This is a genomic window from Myxococcales bacterium (assembly GCA_012517325.1).
Lineage (GTDB): Bacteria > Lernaellota > Lernaellaia > Lernaellales > Lernaellaceae > JAAYVF01.
The window spans coordinates 16,771-34,853 of sequence record JAAYVF010000113.1; the positions used below are offsets into that span (position 1 = coordinate 16,771).

The window sequence follows — 18,083 nt, forward strand, 5'->3', positions numbered from 1 at the left end:
GGCGCGCCGATCGAGCGCGCCGCGGGGAGATTCGTCGCCTATTCGCCCGCCTGAAATTTCAGCCGGCTGTGCAGATGACGGACGATTTTCTCAAAAAAATCGGCGATGGCCGCGGCATCCCAATCGGTGGCCGAGAGTTCCGACGCTTGCAGGGACCAACCGGCGTGAGCCTGGCTTTCCTCGTTGGCGAATTCCTCGGACTTTTCGACAATGGCGTTCAGCGCGGCGGTTTCCGCCTGAACGATTTCCTTCAACCGGGAAAAACGCGCGCGGCGATCCTTCTTGCCGCGCAAGCCGAAGGTAATATTGAGCCAATCGGCTGTGGGATCATCCGGATGAAAGAAACCGATCTCCAGATAGATGCACAACCGCCCGACGGCTTCCAGATAAATTTCCAGGCCCAGTGAAAAGCCGCGCCAGATCCACGGCTGGCCGACGACATGCGCGGCGATCAAATCCGCCAGCCGATCGCCGAGCAACTGTCCGGCTTCTTTCAGCGGGGTTCGGTTCTGGCGGCCGAACCGGCGGGTCGCCGCCGCGATTTGTTGCGGGCTGTCGACCTGCACCACCACCTCGGGCTTCGGCGTACCTTCCTGGTAAATCACCGTGACTGCCGTCCGGCTGACGATTTCCGTCCGGGTCTGAATGGTCGGCAGGAACAAAATGTCGTCCGGCGAGCGATCGGAAACGTAGGGCTGCACCTCCACGAGCGACAAATCGAATCCCAGCGCCGATTGGCTGGCGACGCCTTCGACCAATTCGCGGATGCCCGGCGGGGCTTTGTCGCAGGCGATGCAAAGGTGCAGTTCGCCGTCGTGAAAACGGGCCAGCAGAAGCCGCGCCAGTTCTTCGGCGTCGAGGGCATCGGGGAATTGTCCGGCGATCCATTCGGGCCAGGACGCGGCCGCGCCAGCTGGCCCGTTCGCGTCGCGAAAAAGCCGCAGCAGTTCTTCCTCGTCGAGCCGGGCGAACGATCCGGCGTAATCCACCACCTGGGCGATCACCTGCCGGTCGCGCAACTCCGGATTCGAGCCGCGTTTGACCTCGACAACGATCGCCTGCCCGCCGGCGGTCAGAAAAACGATATCGGGACGGATCGAGCGGCCCTGCGGGGTTTGAAACGAGATCTGCCGAAAACCGCGGTATGGCCCCTGAATGCCGCTTTCCAGCGATTCCAGATCCAGCAGGCGGGGTTCCTGAAACAGGATTTCCTCCAGAAAGTCTTCTTTTTTACCCAGTTGGTCCAAGGTGGCCGGCCGCCAGCATTCGACGCCGGCGCCGTCGTTTTTCCACAGGCAAGGGTAGGTGCGGCTCATCGAAACCTCCGCGGGCGATTGAAGCGAAAAAAGAAGTTGCCGTGAAGAATAAAAGGCGAGCGGGGGGCAGTCAATTATCAAACCGGTTCCGATCCGGTTTGCCGGAACCGGCTATTCCTTCTCTTTCACGGCCGGAAGGGTGACAACCAGGCCGACGCTCAGACCCCAGGCGAAGTCCTCGTCGTTTTGCGGAAAATCGAAGTAGGCCTGATTGATCAATTCCAGGTTGTCGGTCAGCATCACGTTGTAACCGGCGGCCAGACCGCCGATTTCATTGCGCTCGTCGTTATCGACCGGGTTGTGATTGATCGCCGAATCCCATTCCAACAGGATTTGATGCCGCTCGGCGATGGTGACATAAGTGCCGGCGACGTAGTGAGTTTGCGGCGCCAGTTCGTGCTTGGTTTCGGTTTCGTCGACGTCGGTCGTCGCCGGGTCGTCGGGCGTCGATTCGTCGCGGCCTTGCAATACTTCCTCGACGCGGCCGTAAACGCCCCAAAGGCCCAGATCGGGCACCAGGTCGAAATTGACTTCCAGACCGGGTGTCGCGGTCATTTCGTTGAAGGTTTCACCGCCCAGGCTGGTGTCGAGATAGAGATCGAGGTCGAAATGATCGGTATCCACCGGCGCGCCGATCAGGCCGAACCCGAACGAGCCGGCGCCGTAAGTCAGGTATTCGTCGGATTCCATCGCCATGGCCGCATAACCCGAAAGCGCGGGTAAAAGGCCGTAGCCGAGCGCCAACTCGCTGTAGACCACTTTTTCGTATTTTTCCAGATTGATTCCATCCAGACCGGCGTACCACTCGAAATCGGTGGCGCCGACGTCATAAACTTCAATGGTATCAGCGGCTTGGGCAACCAGCGCCGATCCGAAAAAAACGATTAAAAAGATGGAAAATCGAATGGCCGTCTTGCTCATTTTCGCTGCAACCTCCGTGTGTTGTCGTTTTTACCATCGGCTATGGACCTGAAAGGCCAAAGCAAATAACCGGGTGAGTGATTTTTACGTTGAACGCCGGTATTATGAAATTAAATTTCGTATTACGCAACCGAAAAACCATTTTTTCGTTTCTTCCAGATGGGTGCACTGGCCGCTGTACCGGTTCGAAACTGAAAAGCACTGTTATTTCGATTCCTTCGCCGATGCGTTGCCGCGGCGTGGGGGGATGGGAAAAGCGCTGGACAGGTAAAACGTTATGAGTATAATACACGTCCGCGCCACCGTAGCTCAGTTGGTAGAGCAGGCGATTCGTAATCGTCAGGTCAGGAGTTCAAGTCTCCTCGGTGGCTTTTTTCTTTTAATTCCGGGTCGTCAGCCGGTTTTGGGGGAACCCGGGATAGACATGCGGCGTCTACTCCTCGGGAGATCGAAGCCTACGGAGAACAGATGGCTGGCCGGCAACCCAACAAGAAAAAAGATAGCGCCCCGCGCGACCGACATTCCCGCCGTTGGTGGCAAATCCTGCTTTGGTGGTGTTTTGAGCTCGGAATCTGGATCACGCTGGCGGCTGTCGTGGCCGGCGGGATCTACGCCTTCACCATCGATCAGGATCTGCGGGCGAAGTTCGAGGGCAAGCGCTGGAAGCTTCCCAGCCACGTCTACTCGGACGCGCTGACCATTCTTCCGGGCATGCTGCTGGAGCCTTCGGGCCTGGTGGACCGCCTGACCCGCCTGAATTACCAAGCGGTCGATCACTCGCCGACCCGGCCCGGTGAGTATTATCGCTCCACGCACGGTCTGGAGGTTTATCTGCGCGAGTTCGCCTATCCGGGTGAAAAGGTGCCGCCGCGGCTGGTGCGTCTCTCGCTGGCCGGCGACGCAATTTCCAAGATCATCGACCTGACCAAGAACGACGAGCTGGTCATGCTGGAAATCGAGCCCGAGATGATCGGCCGGTTCTTCGGCCAGGTACAGGAAGAGCGGCGCATCGTGCCGTGGGAAGAGATTCCGAAAAGCCTGATCTGGAGCGTGGTGGCGATGGAGGACGCGGCGTTTTTCCGGCACCACGGCATCAACTTCAGGGGAATTTTCCGCGCCGGCTTGCGGGGTTTGTTCAATTTCAGCTTCCGCGAGGGCGGCAGTTCCATCACCCAGCAATTGGTGAAAAACCTCTATCTTTCGCCGGAGCGCACCATCACGCGCAAGCTCAAGGAAGCGGTGATGGCGGTCGTGCTGGAGATGCACTACCCGAAGGAAAAGATCTTCGAGGTCTACATCAACGAGATCTATTTCGGCCAATCGGGCACGGTGTCGATTTGCGGCCTGGGCGAGGCGGCGCAGTTTTACTTCGGCAAAAATCCGGCGGAACTGACGCTGGCCGAGTCGGCGCTGCTGGCCGGGTTGATCCGCAGCCCCGCCGGCTACAATCCGCGCAAATACGTCGAGCGGGTGAAAATCCGCCGCGATTACATTCTGGATCGCCTGGCGAAGATGCCCAAGGCCATGGCCGAACTGGGCATTAAAAAAGAGGATCTGATCAAGGCCAAAAGCCAGGAACTGTCGGTCAACAAGCATTTGCCGCCGCGCACGATCGCGCCGTATTTCATCGACTTTCTGCGGCAGCAACTCGAGGCGACCTACGGCGAGGACGTGCTGCAGGGCGAGGGGCTGCGCATCTTCACGACGCTCGACGTGCCGTCGCAACGGTTGGCGGAAGCCGCGATCCAGCAGACGCTGGCCGAACTGGAGACGAACAACAAATCGCTGCAGGTGCACGACGACAACGTGTTGCAGTCGGCGATGGTGGTGATCGAGCCTTCCACGGGTTACGTTCGCGCCATGGTCGGCGGCCGCGATTACAAAACCAGCTCGTTCAACCGGGCGGTGCAGATGCAGCGGCAGGTCGGCTCGACCTTCAAGCCGTTCGTGTATACGGCGGCATTTTTGCGGGCCTACGAGGACAAGGATTTCCCCTTCACCGGCGCCACCCTGGAGAAGGACGAGCCCTTCTCGATCATGAGCGGCGGCAAACCCTGGTCGCCGCAGAATTACGACAACAAGTTCGAGGGCGCGATCACCGTGCGGCGGGCGCTCGAGGGCAGCCGCAACGTCCCGACGGCGCGTGTCGCGCTCCAGGTCGGCATCGAACGCATCATCGACACGTCCCGCCTGATGGGCGTCACCGCCGATCTGCCGCCGTATCCGGCCCTCTCGCTGGGCATCGCCGAGATGAGCCCGCTCGAACTGGGCAGCGCCTTCGCGACCCTGGCCAACCAGGGCTATTACAACGAACCGATCGCCGTGCGCGACGTCGTCAACCGCGACGGCAAGGTGCTCGAAAAGCGCAGCGTCAAGCCGCGACGGGCCTTGCCCGCCCAGGTCGCCTACCTGGTGACGCACCTGCTCGAAGGCGTCGTCGATCGCGGCACCGCCGCCGGCGCCCGCCGGTTGGGGTTGTCGGTGCCGGCCGCCGGTAAAACCGGCACGACCAACGACGCCAAGGACGCTTGGTTCGTGGGCTACACGCCATCGGTGCTGTCGGCCGTCTGGGTCGGCTTCGACCGCGAACGGAACGTCGGCCTGACCGGCGCCGGCGCGGCCCTCCCCGTCTGGGCGCGTTTTATGGTAGGGTATTACCGCGGTCAGAAGGGCGAGGCTTTCGAACCGCCGCCGGGCATCGTTTTCCGCAAAATCTGTCAGAAGACCGGTCTTCTGGCGCATTACAACAGCACCGACGTCGAGGAAGAAGCCTTTATCGAGGGCACCGAGCCCGCGGCGGAAAGTTCCGCCGACCGCGACAGCGTAATCGATTTCTTCCGCCGGAAGGACCATTGAGCGTGCGTCACTTTTGGCTCGTCGCCGTTTTGGCGCTCTGGACCGTCGTTGCCGCCGGTTGCGCCGCCCGCTCGCTCGGACCGGACATCGCCGAACGCGATCTGAACAACGAGGACGAGGTCACGCCGACGCCCGAACCGGAATCCGCGGCCGACGCGGCCGGCGAGGACGAGCTGGCGCGGCTGTTGCAAAAGGAAATGCAGCAGCCGTTCGAAAAGGGCGCCAAGCCGCAAAAACCGGCGAAACCGGAGAAGCCGGCGAAACCGGAAAAAGCCGCCGACGAAGCGGCGGACCGGATCAGCGAACGCGACCTGCCGGAAGAACCGGCCGCCCCGCCGCCGGCCGAAAGCCAGAGCGAACCCCTCGGCAAGCAGGGACCGCTCGACAGACCCGACAGCCGGGAATTGGATGCGGCATTGGCCGGCACGGGCGGCAGCTCGCGCGCCAAGGCCGCCTTGTCGCTGGCGCGCGAAGGCCGGCAATTGGTCGAAAAGCGGGATTACTACCTTGCCGAGAAACGCTTCGAGCGCGCCTTGTCGATCGACGCCGGTTGCGGCCAGGCCTATCTGGGTCTGGCGGAGGTGCGTTTCTCGCGGGAACAATGGGATCAGGCGGCGGACCTGGCCACCAAAGCCGCCTTGCGCCTGGGCAAACAGTCGTATTTTCTTTCGCGTGCCTACCTGCTGGCCGCCAAGTCGTTCGCCAACGGCGGCAAACTGCAACCCGCCTACGTGCAAGTGCAAAAAGCGCTGGCCGTCGAAGAGGGCAATGCCGAAGCAAAGGCGTTGAAGCTGGAATTGGAAGCGCGGCTGGGTGTCAACCGTTAGCGGTTAAAAACTGCGCGGCCGCCGTAGCGGCGGCGGTTCCAACCTTTCCACGAAAAACGGCAATTCGAGGCTCAGTTCCGTCGCGGAGATGCCGATCGTCACGTGGCCGACCAGTTTGACGCCCGGGCGGGTCAATTCGGCGTGAAAGCGCAAATCGGCCGATTCGCCGGCCGCCAGGGTGAACGGCAATTGGCGATCGACGAAAACGGCGGCCAGATGGTCCGCCGGTTCGATTTCCAAGCGGTTGATCGCCAACGAGTCGTCGGAGGAATTGACGACTTTCACGGTGGTCTCGTAAACGTCCTCGTTCAACTTCGCCTGGATGCGCCGTGGTTCGCAGCGCAGGCGTTCGCGGACCACGCCTTCGATGGTCAGGCGAATTTGCCGGCGCTGCGGATCGTTGGTGTCGAGGATCACGCTCTTGCTTTGCGGCCCCCACAGGCGGCTGGTGTCGAGAATCAACCAGAACGACAGCGAGCCGTTCGGGCGGATGGTGGTTTTCGAAGCGATCGTGGTGGTGCAGCCGCAGATGTTTTCCACCTCTTCGATCGACAGTTGATAAGGCGCGGGGTTGAGGATCATAAACTCGACGCGGATTTTTTCGCCTTGGTAGACCTCGCCGAAACCGTAACGGGCATTGACGCCTTCAACCGGAATCGCCGTCGCCACGCGGTCGGTGGGACGGGCCGAGGCGCAAGCCAGGGAGGCCAGCAGACAGAAGACGATCAGGAGATGATTTTTCACCGCGTTAGGATGTCAAAAAGCCTCGGCGATCGCAAGGGTTATTCGCAACCAAGCAAAAAGGGCGGCCGAACGGCGGCCGCCCCGGAATCACGAACGAGCGGGTTAGATGTCGAATTCGGTGACGTCCAGGCCGACCGTCTTGAGCACGTCTTTCAGGCCGTCTTCGCCGGTCTTCACGCGCTTGAAGAAACTTTCGGTTTTCTTCACGTTTTTCGGGTTGAACGGCTCGATGCCGATTTTGCCCATCATCATCGACATCATGGCGCTGCGCGGGCCGCCGGACAGGCCGTCGAGCATGAAGCCCAGCATCGTGTTCACGCCGCCCATTTTCAGCACGAAGGTGATGGCCTCGGGGGACGCATCGTGGCCTTCGCCGCAGGAGATTTTACCGTCCGCATCGAACGCCATGTGCCAATGGGGCGAGGGCACGCGATCGCCTTCGACGTCGGTCGTGAGGTTGAAGACCACCGGATCGCCCGCCAGACCCAGGGAGAGCTTCGGCAGTACTTCCATCAATTTCTTCATGGGGACTTCACTCAGCTTCATGATGACTCGCCTCCTCGTAATGCGCCATGCGCGGTTTGATCTTTTGGTTGCACTCGCAACTGTCGAATCCTGCTTCGGTGCGGAATGGATTGTTGGCATACACTACCAACCCTCAGTATAGCCCTTCGGGGGGGCGGAGGCAAGGGATGAATGAATCGCCATTCAGTGACCGGAAGGGGCCGGGAACGAGCCGGGAACGAGCCGGCGGCCGGATGGAAAAATCACCGGCCCCCACTATCTTTTGGCGGCGGATACCCTATGCTTGGGCGATCAAAAAGCCGCCGACGGAACAAGGCCGCCGGGCCTGGGCATTAACCGACAAAGGACCCACGATGAACCCGAACGACGTTTTGCCGATCTTACGCCCGGTTGAAGTCATTCCCCTCGGCGAGGACGAAAACGAATCCTTTCTGCTGCGCGATCCGCAACGGCTGGCCGATCACATGATCACCATTTCCCGGCCGGTCCTGTTCTGCCTCCAGTATTTCGACGGCCAGACCCAAGCGGCCACCCTGGCCGATCTCTGGCGCCAGATTTCCGAGGGCCACGAACTGCCGATGGATCAACTGGAACAGGTGATCGCCGAACTCGACCGCGTCTACCTGCTCGATAATCCCAACAGCCAGGCCCGCGAAGCGGCCGTGCGGGCGGAATTCCAGGCGCTGGCCGTCCGGCCGCACCGGTTCGGTGATGCCGTCGAGGAGGTCGCGGCGGTCCTGAACCGGGGTTACGAAGCCGCCGGTTTGCCCGCGCCGGCCGCGATCGCCAACGAGGGCGACGATCTGGCCGGCCTGGTGGCGCCGCACATCGATTACCTGCGCGGCAGCGCCGCCTGGGGCAAAGCCTATGCCTTGGCCAAACGGCGGTTCGCCGGCGACGTCGTGGTGGTGCTGGGCACCAACCATCAATCGCACGGCCACCCGCTCGCCTTGACCCGCAAACACTACGACACGCCGTTCGGCGAGGTCCGCACCGCGATCGACCTGGTGGACGAACTGGCGGCCGCGCTGCCGTTCGACGCCTTCGCCGACGAGTTCTGTCACCGCGACGAGCACAGCATCGAGCTGGCGGCGGTGGCGCTGAAACACGCTTTCGGCGACCGTTGTCCGGCGATCGTGCCGGTGATTTGCGGCAGCCTGGACGGCTTCGTGCAGCAAAAACTGCATCCGGCGAACGTCGAGTTCGTCAGCGCCTTTCATCAGGCGCTGCGCCGGATTATCGACCGCGAGGGGAAGCGCGTCCTGGTGCTGACCAGCGTCGATTTCGCCCACCTCGGTCCGCAGTTCGGCGCGGCCGAACCGATCGAGGACGCCGCTCTCGAGACCTCGCTGGCCCGCGACCGGCGGCTGCTCGAACTGATCGGCCAGGGCCGGGCCGAGGAGCTGTTCAACGCCATCATCGCCGAGGAAAACGAGCGCAATGTGTGCGGCGTGGCGCCGTTGTACCACGCGCTGCAATGCCTGTCGGAGATCGAAGGCCGCGAACCCAGCCTGCATTGCTGGAAGGCTGAGGACGGTTCGGGCGCGGTCAGCTTCGCCGTCCTAGGACTGATACGAAAAGAAGCTACGCCCAGGTAATCACGCCCAGGTCGAAATTCGTCACCAGATCCTCGTGCGCGGGCAGCACCCGCACCCCGAACCCTTGCCGGCCGGAGGCGGAGCAGGGGATTTCCCGGTGATAGAGGTAGAGGCCGCTTTCCAACCGGGAGCCGTTTATCAACTGAACCGTCTGGCCTTGGGTGATTTCGCCGTTCTCGTTCAGGGCGCCGATGTAGATTTCCACCGCGACGTCTTGCGGCTCGAGCGTGCCCAGGTTCATTTCCACCTTGACGCTGAGTTGATCGCCCACCTGGAAGATGCGGCTTTTGTCCCATTCGACCCTGGTGATGGCGATTTCCTTCCAGTGCTTGCCGATCTTGGCTTTCCAGGCCGCCAATTCGCGGGATTTTTCGAACTGGTTGGCCGAGAGGCGATGGTAACGGGCGAGCGCCGGCCGGTAGAATTTTTCGGTGTATTCCTCGACCATGCGGTGGGTGTTGAAATACGGCACCAGTTCCATCAGCGAACGCTTCATCATCTGGATCCAGCGCCGCGGCAGCCGATCGGACGACATTTCGTAGTAGAGCGGCACGATTTCGTTTTCCAGCAGGTTGTACAGCGCGTTGCCTTCAACGTGATCCTGGGTCGCGTAATCGGTGTAGTCCTCGCCCTTGCCGATGGCCCAGCCGACGTCGGGGGTGTAACCCTCGTCCCACCAGCCGTCGAGCACCGACAGGTTCAGGCCGCCGTTCGCCGCCACCTTCATGCCCGACGTGCCGCTCGCCTCGAGCGGCCGGCGCGGGTTGTTCAGCCACACGTCGACGCCCTGCACCAGGTAGCGCGCCATGCTCAGGTCGTAGTCTTCCAGGAAAACGAACCGTTTGCGCACGTTCCCTTCGCGGGCGAAGTGGATGATCTGCTTGATCAGTTCCTTGCCGTGCACGTCCTTCGGGTGTGCCTTGCCGGCGAAGATGATCTGGATCGGCCGGTCCTCGCTCAACAGCAGGCGGCGCAGGCGTTCGGGATTGCGCAGGATCAGGTTGGCGCGTTTGTAGGTGGCGAACCGGCGCGCGAAGCCGATGGTCAGCGCGTTGGGGCTGAGCACTTCCAGGGCTTCGTCCAGTTCGGTCCGGTTGGCGCCCCGGCGGCGAAGCTGATCGACCATGCGGCGTCGGGTGTAGGCGACGAGCCGTTCGCGGCGGCGGACGTGGTTGCGCCACAGTTCCTCGTCGGGGATCTGTTCGATCCGTTTCCAGATGGATTTGTCGTCCGGATCCTCGTGCCACTGGCTGCCGAGGTAAGTGTCGAGCAGGTCGGCCATTTCCCGGCTCAGCCAGCCGCGCAGGTGGACGCCGTTGGTGATGGCGTGAATCGGGATTTCGTTGCGCGGGATGTCGCGCCACTGGTCCTTCCACATTTCGCGGGTGACTTCGGCGTGGAGCTTGGAGACGCCGTTGATGTAGCTGGCCTGCCGGCCGGCGAGCATCGCCATGTTGAAGCCTTCCTCCTGGTTTTCCGGGTCTTTGCGGCCCAGGGCGTAGAAGGCTTTTTTAGACAACTCGATGCGCTCGGGATAGTCGCGCATGTACTTTTCCATCAGTGCCGGGCCGAAAATGTCGAAGCCGGCCGGAACCGGGGTGTGCGTGGTGAACACGTTGGCCGAACCGATGGCTTCGCGGGCTTCGTAATATTTCAGCCCGGTTTTTTCGCGCAATAGCCGGATGCGCTCGAGGGTCAGAAAGGCGCTGTGACCCTCGTTCATGTGGCAGACCGTCGGGGTGAGGTTCAGCGCTTCCAGCATGCGGATGCCGCCGATCCCCAGCACGACTTCCTGCTGGATGCGCATTTCCTGGTCGCCGCCGTACAGGGTGTCGGTGATTTTCCGGTCGGCCGGATCGTTTTCCGGGCAGTTGGTATCCAGCAGGTAAAGCGGCACGCGGCCGATCTGGACGAGCCACAATTGCATCATCACCGTCCGGTGAGGGAACCAGATCGGCGCTTTGACGAGGTTGCCCTCGGCGTTATAGACCGGCTTCATCGGCAGATTGAAAAAGTCGTTGGTCGGGTACTGCTCCTGTTGCCAGCCGTCGATGTTGAGGTATTGCCGGAAATAGCCCTGTTGATAAGCCAGGCCGACGCCGACGAACGGCAGGCCGAGGTCCGAGGCGCTTTTCATCGTGTCGCCCGACAGGACGCCCAGGCCGCCGGAATAGATCGGCAGGCATTCGGTCAGGCCGAATTCCATCGAAAAATAGGCGATCAGATCGTTGGTGTCGCCATAATGTTTGTGATACCAACCTTTGTTGTTCAGGTAAGTCTGCAGATCCTTGTAGACCCGCTCGAGGTGCGAGGTGAAGCCGTCGTCGTTGGCCAGTTCTTCCAACCGCGCTTGGCTGATGCGGCCCAATAGCAACACCGGATTGTGGTTGTATTCCTCCCACTTGTCGCGATCGATGCGCCGGAACAGGGCGATCGCGTCGTGATTCCAGGTCCACCAGATGTTGTAGGCGATGTCCATCAAGGTCGAGAGTTTTTGCGGCAGTCGTGGAACTACTTCATAGGTATAAACAGTCGGCATGATGGCTCCTTGAATAAGCTAGCCGTCCGGTATTACGCCCTCGCCGGCCGAATGCCGACGAGCGATGAAGGATAGTTACCACTGTTCGCTAAAAGAAAAAAGCGGATTTTTACTTTTTCCAGACATGTTCCCGGTACCACCGGGCCGCTTCGGCAAAGGTTTCCAGGGTGTCATAGCGCGCCCGCCAGCCCAACTCGGCCAGGGCGCGGCCCGTGCTGAAACACGTGTGGCGGAACGGATTTTGGGCCTGTTCGGGGTCGATCAGCGGCCGGCCCGCCATCCGGCCGAGGCGATCGGCGAGCGTCAGGACCGCCGGCGGCACCGGGGTCAAAAAACTGCGGCTGCCCAGCGTTTCGATGACGGTTTGGACGATGTCGCGGATCGTGGCGGCGCCGCGGCCCGCCGCGTTGTAGATCCGGCCACCGGCCTGGGGTCGGGCGAGGCAGCGCTCCGCCAATTCGGCCGCGTCCCGCGCGTGCAGGCAGTGTTTCAACAGATGGCCGTTGCCCGCGACCGGAATCGGCAGATGCCGGAGCGCCAACTCGAAGAAACGCCGGATGACGGCTTCCCGGGGGTAAAACGGCCCCAGAATGGGCGCCAACCGCAGAATGACCGAATCCAGTTCGCCGCGGCGCTGCATTTCCAGCAGCATCAGTTCGGCTTCCAGTTTGGAGCGGCCGTAGGGACCGTGAGGCTCGGTCGGCGCCTGTTCGCTGCAGGGATATTCCGGCGGCGGCGGTCCGTAGACGCTCTCGGACGAAGCGAACAGAAACCGGCCGACGCCGGCATCGCGCGCCGCTTCGGCCAGCCGGCGTGTGCTTTCCAGGTTCAGGCGAAACAGTTCCTTGTCGTAATCGGGCGAGCGGAAATCGCATAAGCGACTGTCGCCGGGGCGCGCTTCGGCCAGATGAACGACGGCCTGGGCGCCGCGGACGGCGCGTTCGATCGTCGGCGGGTCGTACCAATCGCCGAGCACCATCTCGCAACCCGCGAACCAGGGCATTTCGAGTCGGTCGATCGCCCGCACGGGTTGATTTTTTTCACGGAACATTCCGATCAGTTCACGGCCGAGCGGCGTCGCCGCGCCGGTAATAGCAATCACCAGGAACCCTCCTTTTGCAACGTCTCGCGGATCGCGGCCAGGTGGACGAAACTCCGCCGGACCCATTCGTCCTCCCGCCGGCTTTGCCGCCACGGCGCGTCGATCCGGACGCCGCAGAAGCCGCGGTATTCCAACCGCCACAAAAGGCGCAGCAGCGCTTTGAAATCGATTCGCCCGTCGCCGAGCGGCAGCTCGCCTTCCTTGGCGCCGGCCCGCGCCATGTCGCCGCAGCGCAGGTAGACGATCCAGGGCGCCAGCAAGGAAACGCGCCGATAGGGATCCTCGCGGCCGCCGGCATGCGTGCCGACGGACAGGCCGAGGTTCGGGCAATCCGCCGCCTCGACGATTTCCCGCAGGGTTTCCGGGGCGATGCCGGGATCGTCGGCGATCGCCACGCGCAAGTGCCGGTCGGCGGCCAGTCGGCACAATTTCTGCAAATGCCGCACGGACCGGCGAACGAGCTGGCGGTCGGTCAGCGGCAGGGTCAGGCCGGGGCCGGTCGGCAGCGGGTGGACCTCCCGGACTGGCAGGCAGATGAACGGGCTGGAGAGCGCGGCGGCCAGCGACAGGCAGGCCTTCAGGTGGCGGCCGTACCAAGCCCAGGTGGTCGGTAACGCGGTCAGGGGGATGCCGAACGACAGCAGATATTGAAGTCGCATTTCGCTTTGCAGCGAAAGCAGTCTGACGGGTTGCGGCTGCCAGTCGGCCGGCAAGGCGAAATATTCGAGGGCGACGCCACTCGCGCCCAGTTCGGCGGCGCGGCGAATCATGGCCACGTAGTCGATTTGACGTTGCCGCAACGAATGATGGTAACTCCACCAATCCAGGGCCAATTGCATGGCAGACCGCACCTCGTTCGGGGCGGTCACGATACCAAAAAAAAGTGGGGGTGCAAACGGCGGCAAATGCGTTAAAGTAAGCCCGTATTCAACCGCGGGCGGAGAAATCGGGCATGTTGAACGTGGCCATTGTCGTGGCGGGTGGCCGGGGACGGCGCATGGCGGCGGCCGTGCCGAAACAGTATCTCGATCTGGGCGGTCGGACGATCCTGCAGCGCACCCTGGAGGCGGTCAGCGCCGCCGAAACGGTGCACCGGATCGTGCTGGTCGTGCCGCGGGGCGACGTGGTCTATTGCCGCGACGAGATCGTCGAACGCCAGGGATTGAGCAAGGTCGAACGCGTCGTCATGGGCGGTAAAACGCGGCAGGAGTCCGTCTGGAACGGCCTCCAGGCGATCGAGAAAATGCGGCTCCTGCCCGACGTGGTCGCCGTGCACGACGGCGTGCGCCCGTTCGTCGAACCGGCGCTGGTCGACCGGGCCGTCCGCACCGCCGCCAATTTCGGCGGCGCCCTGGTCGCCGCGGCGGTCAAGGAAACGATCAAGGCCATCACCGACGACGGTTTCGTGCGCCTGACGCCCGACCGGCGCTGGCTGTACGCCGCCCAGACACCGCAGGCGTTTCACTACCTCACGCTGGTCGACGCTTATCGCCGGGCGCGCGCGGAAGGATTTGTGGGCACCGACGACTGCCAGTTGATCGAACGCGCCGGCGGCCGGATCGTCATCGTCGAAAGCGACGACCGCAACATCAAAATCACCACCCCCACCGACCTGCTGTTGGCGCGGGCCCTGTGGGCGGAGAAGAAAAAATGAACCTGCGCGTGGGACACGGTTATGACGTGCATCGTCTGGTCGAGGGGCGCCGGCTGATTCTCGGCGGCGTGACCGTCCCCTTCGAAAAAGGGTTGCTCGGCCACTCCGACGCCGATGTGCTGGCGCATGCGATCGCCGACGCGGTGCTCGGCGCCGCCGGCCTGGGCGACATCGGCCGCCACTTCCCGGACACCGACCCGGACTACAAAAACGCCGACAGTCTGCGGCTCTTGAGCATTTGCGTCGAGCGGGCCCACGCGGCCGGCTGGCGGGTGGGCAACGTCGACGCCACCGTCGTCGCGCAGAGGCCGCGCCTGGCGCCGTTCGTCGAGGCCATGCGCGAGCACCTCGCCGCCGTGCTGAAAACGGCGCCGGAAGCCGTCAACGTCAAGGCGAAAACCGAGGAAGGCCTGGGCTTCACGGGAACCGGCGAAGCCATCGCCGCCCATGCCGTCGTTTTATTGGAGCCAGTGAAATGACCGATCCAGTGCGCGTGCGTTTTGCGCCCAGCCCGACGGGTCCGTTGCATATCGGCAACACGCGGGCGGCGCTGTTCAATTACCTGTTCGCCCGCCGGCACGGCGGCGTGTTCATCCTGCGAATCGAGGACACCGACACGACCCGCTCCGAAGCCCGCTACGAGCGACAGATCTACGACACCCTGCGTTGGCTGAAGATGGATTGGGACGAGGCGCCCGACGTCGGCGGTCCTTTCGCGCCCTATCGGCAGTCGGAACGGCGCTCGTACTATCGGGACGCCGTCGAAAAAATGATTGCCGCGGGAAACGCCTATCCGTGTTTCTGCACGGCCGAGCGGCTGGACGAATTGAAGCGGCAACAGGCCGCCGCCAAACTGCCGCCGCGCTACGATGGCCGCTGCCGCGATCTGCCCGCCGAGGAGCGGCAGGCGCGGTTGGCCGCCGGCGAGGCGCACACGATCCGGTTCCGCACGCCGCGGTTCGGCGAAATCGAGTTCCGCGACCTGGTGCGCGGCCGGGTGAAAGTGGCGCTGAAGAACCTCGACGATTTCATCATGGTCCGCTCGAACGGCGATCCGGGCTTCATCCTGGCCGGCGCGGTCGACGACATCCTGATGAAAATCACCCACGTGTTGCGCGGCGAGGATCACCTCACCAACACGCACCGGCAATTGCTGATCTTCCAGGCGCTGGGTTCGCCGCCGCCGGCCTTCGGCCATCTGCCGTTGATCGTCGGCGACGACGGCAAACCGCTTTCCAAGCGATTGGGCGATCTGGGCATTTTCGATTTGCGCGACCAGGGATACGTCCCCGAGGTGCTGACCGCGCACATGGCGCGGCTCGGTTGGGCGGCGCCGGCCGAGGCGCGGAACCTGGCGGAGCTGGCGGCGGCCTTCGAGGTCGAGACGCTGGCGAAAAAGCCGGCGCGGTTGGGACTGCCCGACCTGAAGCACAGCCAGGCGCGCTGGATTCGCCGGGCGACGCCGGACCAGCGGGCGGCGGCGTTGCGGCCTTTCCTGGGCGACCGGCAGCCGGCCGGGTTGGATGATCGCCTGGCTCTGTTCGCCGAGGAAGCGGGCACGCTGCGCGAACTGGCCGAGAAGATCGCCGCGCTCGATGTGCCGCCGGATTTCGACGCGGCCGAATTGCAGCTATTGCGGACCACGGGATCGCGCGACGTGCTCAACACCTTGGTGGCGAAGATCGAAACGTCCGCCGATTTCGACGCGGCCGTAATGACGGCCGCGATCGCTGCCGCCGGTGAGCGGACCGCCGCGAAGGGCAAGCAGCTCTATCAGCCGATCCGCCTGGCGTTGCAGGGCGATTTGCACGGGCCGGAACTGGCGCAACTCGCGGCGGTTCTCGGCCGGGGCGAGACCCTCACGAGACTTCGTCGGGCTTTGGCGGCCGCCGAGGGATGAATCAATTGCCGGCGGAAATGCCGAGCGACGCCAGGTAAACCATCCGGAAAAACAGCGAAAACGCCGCGACCGCCAGTAGGCCGTGAACCCAGGCCTTGCCGCGTCGCAAGGGTAGGGTCAGCGAGAGGATGATACCCGGCGCCGCCAGGACCGGCGGCACCGAATACGGGCCGATAATCGCAACCGCGATCAGGACGGCCGCGCCGGCGAACGCCGCCGGCAGGCGGATGGATCGTTGCGGATAGGCCAGCGCGAGTGAAAATCCCGCCACCAGAAACAGCCAGAGCAAAACCCCCGCGTACCCCGCCAATCGCCAGGCGACTTCGCCGAAAAAGGCGGTGGTTCGGTCGTTGTACTTTCCCGGCGGTAGGGCGGCATCGAGAAAATTGAAATCGCGCCATTCGGGCTGTTCGAGCGCGGCGGCTAGTACCGCCGGATCGCGGTCGATCGCGTAGAGCCGGACGAAACGCCCGCCCTTGATTTCGTGCAGGAACGGCAGCGCGGGGAAGCGGAAATCGTCTACGGGGAAGCCGTAGAGAAAATAGCCGACGCCGTAATGTCGCACGACGGTTTCGAGATTCGCCAGCGGGCCGTACGGTGGCGGCACCGTGTGCCGGTCGGCCAGGAAGTGCGGCGACCACAGGGGGAAGGTCATGATGACCGCGTCGCGCGGCGAGTTCTCCCGCAGATAGGCGATGGTCTGCGCCCATTCGGCCTGGAACTGCTTCTCCTCCGGCCGAGGCGTGCGGACCAGCCCGTTCATCAAGGCGAAGAACGATTCGCCGGCCAGCATCACCGCCAGCAGCGCCGGTCCGAACTGCCGGACCGACAGCCGTTCTGCGGTCCACAACACGCCGTCGGCGGCCAGCGCGAACAGGAACGGGAAAAACAGCAGGTAAAAACGGTCTTCGTAAGCGCTCAGGATCGCGGCTACGAAGAAAAGATGACCGGTCAGCCAAATGATTAGGATCCGGCCCGGCGTGGAACCTAGTTGTCGATATAATCCGATCAAAACGAAAGGCGCCAACAAATAAAATAGTATGGCGGGCAAACCCGGATAGGAGGTCACTCGGCTGTTTACCCCACGGAGGACTTTCGGCAGGTTGTAACGGAGAAAAGTCAACCGTTCGGTCAGCGAGAAAGCGGGATTCAGGTCTTCATCCAACGGTTTGGTTTCCAAACTTAGAATATGCTGCAAAATGAAATCGCGCCGATGCTGCTCGACCGCTTTGGCGCCGCTGCCGCGCGGCGAGGTGAACTGATCGGAATAAAACGGGTTGCCGAACAGCAGGGCGTTGCGGATGAAGATCAGCGAAAACAACAACCCCGCGATCGCCAACCCGGCCCATAGGCGAGGATTGCGCAGCTCCTTCCGATCCTTGCCCAAAACCAGACCGGCCAGCAGTAAAAACGGCGTCGCCAGGTGATTGAGGCGGAAAAGAAAAGCGCCCCCGGCGAACAGGCCGGAACGCAGGTATTTCTTTTGCAAAAAGCAGTCGAGCGCGGGCAGCGCTAACAGCAGCACCCACAAATCGGGCGTGGCGGCGTCCTCGCTGGTCGCGTAGGCGATCAGTCGCGGGTGAAGCATCATGGCCACGGCGGCGAACCACGCGGCGCCTTCGCCGATCCAACGCCGGGTGAAGCGGAAAACAAGCAGCGGCAGGAAAAAAAGCGCGACGAGCAGCGGCGCGTATAACGTCCAATAGGTATCGCCGAAGATCAAATACGACGGCGCCAGAATGATCGTCAACAGGTTGGCTCGATCCCAGGCCGGCCGGACCAGCGGCGGCAAGCCGGAAAAATATCCCTGCACGTGACTGGTCAGCATGGCGCCTTCGCGGACCAGATTGCGGGCCGCCGAAGCGTATTCGAAGGCATCGCCGTCAAACGGCGGGAATAGAAAGAGCAGGCGGAGATGGATCAGGGTGACTAGAAGGGAAAGGAAAAGGACGGTGAACGTCGGGTGTGTTTGCAGCCAGACGACGCCGTTTGTCGTTTGCCGCTGCATGGCGTGCAGCCTGACGCGCAGCATTTTGGGCAGACCGGCGTTGAGGGTGTTGATTTTCCGACTCCTGTGAACAACAAAACTCTTTTACAATAT

Annotated in this window: 14 protein-coding genes and 1 tRNA gene; 7 read left to right on the plus strand and 8 right to left on the minus strand. The window is 62.7% G+C overall.

Annotated elements, in window-relative coordinates; all coding sequences use genetic code 11:
* Positions 1-38: 38 nt before the first annotated feature.
* Both GX444_18990 and GX444_18995 read right to left on the minus strand, forming a co-directional pair.
* Positions 39-1,316 carry a hypothetical protein gene (locus GX444_18990; protein NLH50667.1) on the minus strand — a complete coding sequence of 426 codons (1,278 nt, stop codon included), beginning with the start codon at positions 1,314-1,316 and terminating at the stop codon, positions 39-41.
* Between the two features lie 111 nt (positions 1,317-1,427).
* The gene (locus GX444_18995) at positions 1,428-2,237 is read right to left on the minus strand and encodes a hypothetical protein (GenBank protein NLH50668.1); all 810 of its coding nucleotides are present in this window, start codon (positions 2,235-2,237) and stop codon (positions 1,428-1,430) included.
* 298 nt (positions 2,238-2,535) lie between these two features.
* Between GX444_18995 and GX444_19000 the strand changes: the two genes are divergently transcribed.
* The 3 genes from GX444_19000 (at position 2,536) to GX444_19010 (ending at position 5,920) form a co-directional block, all read left to right on the plus strand.
* Positions 2,536-2,608 (plus strand) — tRNA-Thr (locus tag GX444_19000).
* A 97-nt stretch (positions 2,609-2,705) separates the two neighbouring features.
* Positions 2,706-5,093 carry a PBP1A family penicillin-binding protein gene (locus GX444_19005; GenBank protein NLH50669.1) on the plus strand — a complete coding sequence of 796 codons (2,388 nt, stop codon included), beginning with the start codon at positions 2,706-2,708 and terminating at the stop codon, positions 5,091-5,093.
* Between the two features lie 2 nt (positions 5,094-5,095).
* Positions 5,096-5,920 (plus strand): hypothetical protein, encoded by an 825-nt coding sequence (locus GX444_19010; GenBank protein NLH50670.1) that lies wholly within the window; start codon positions 5,096-5,098, stop codon positions 5,918-5,920.
* A 3-nt stretch (positions 5,921-5,923) separates the two neighbouring features.
* Here the strand turns inward: GX444_19010 and GX444_19015 are convergent, their stop codons facing one another.
* A complete protein-coding gene (locus tag GX444_19015; protein NLH50671.1) occupies positions 5,924-6,664 on the minus strand; it encodes a DUF1573 domain-containing protein in 741 nt (246 codons plus the stop codon).
* Between the two features lie 102 nt (positions 6,665-6,766).
* Complete coding sequence (locus GX444_19020) at positions 6,767-7,210, minus strand: hypothetical protein (GenBank protein ID NLH50672.1); 444 nt, start codon at positions 7,208-7,210, stop codon at positions 6,767-6,769.
* 332 nt (positions 7,211-7,542) lie between these two features.
* On the opposite strand from GX444_19020, the gene amrB reads away from it, so the two are divergent.
* A complete protein-coding gene (gene amrB / locus GX444_19025) occupies positions 7,543-8,787 on the plus strand; it encodes an AmmeMemoRadiSam system protein B (GenBank protein ID NLH50673.1) in 1,245 nt (414 codons plus the stop codon).
* On the opposite strand, the gene GX444_19030 is transcribed toward amrB, so the two are convergent.
* The 3 genes from GX444_19030 to GX444_19040 all read right to left on the minus strand — a co-directional run bounded on the left by GX444_19030 (position 8,774) and on the right by GX444_19040 (position 13,267).
* Positions 8,774-11,326: a glycosyltransferase family 1 protein gene (locus GX444_19030; GenBank protein ID NLH50674.1), complete on the minus strand. Its 2,553-nt coding sequence runs from the start codon at positions 11,324-11,326 to the stop codon at positions 8,774-8,776. The genes amrB and GX444_19030 overlap by 14 nt on opposite strands.
* A 109-nt stretch (positions 11,327-11,435) precedes the next feature.
* Positions 11,436-12,428: an NAD(P)-dependent oxidoreductase gene (locus tag GX444_19035; GenBank protein NLH50675.1), complete on the minus strand. Its 993-nt coding sequence runs from the start codon at positions 12,426-12,428 to the stop codon at positions 11,436-11,438.
* Positions 12,425-13,267 carry a sugar phosphate isomerase/epimerase gene (locus GX444_19040; protein NLH50676.1) on the minus strand — a complete coding sequence of 281 codons (843 nt, stop codon included), beginning with the start codon at positions 13,265-13,267 and terminating at the stop codon, positions 12,425-12,427. Before GX444_19040 ends, GX444_19035 begins: the two co-directional genes overlap by 4 nt.
* 113 nt (positions 13,268-13,380) lie before the next feature.
* Here GX444_19040 and ispD point away from each other — a divergent pair, with 113 nt between their 5' ends.
* The 3 genes from ispD to GX444_19055 are packed head-to-tail and all read left to right on the plus strand — an operon-like array spanning position 13,381 to position 15,982.
* Positions 13,381-14,082 (plus strand): 2-C-methyl-D-erythritol 4-phosphate cytidylyltransferase, encoded by a 702-nt coding sequence (ispD, locus tag GX444_19045; protein NLH50677.1) that lies wholly within the window; start codon positions 13,381-13,383, stop codon positions 14,080-14,082.
* Positions 14,079-14,561, plus strand: a complete 483-nt coding sequence (locus GX444_19050; protein NLH50678.1) for a 2-C-methyl-D-erythritol 2,4-cyclodiphosphate synthase — start codon at positions 14,079-14,081, stop codon at positions 14,559-14,561. The genes ispD and GX444_19050 overlap by 4 nt, the downstream gene beginning before the upstream one ends.
* Entirely contained in the window at positions 14,558-15,982 is a 1,425-nt protein-coding gene (locus tag GX444_19055) for a glutamate--tRNA ligase (protein NLH50679.1), read from the plus strand. Before GX444_19050 ends, GX444_19055 begins: the two co-directional genes overlap by 4 nt.
* Position 15,983: 1 nt before the next feature.
* On the opposite strand, the gene GX444_19060 is transcribed toward GX444_19055, so the two are convergent.
* Entirely contained in the window at positions 15,984-18,014 is a 2,031-nt protein-coding gene (locus GX444_19060) for a hypothetical protein (protein NLH50680.1), read from the minus strand.
* Positions 18,015-18,083 lie beyond the last annotated feature (69 nt).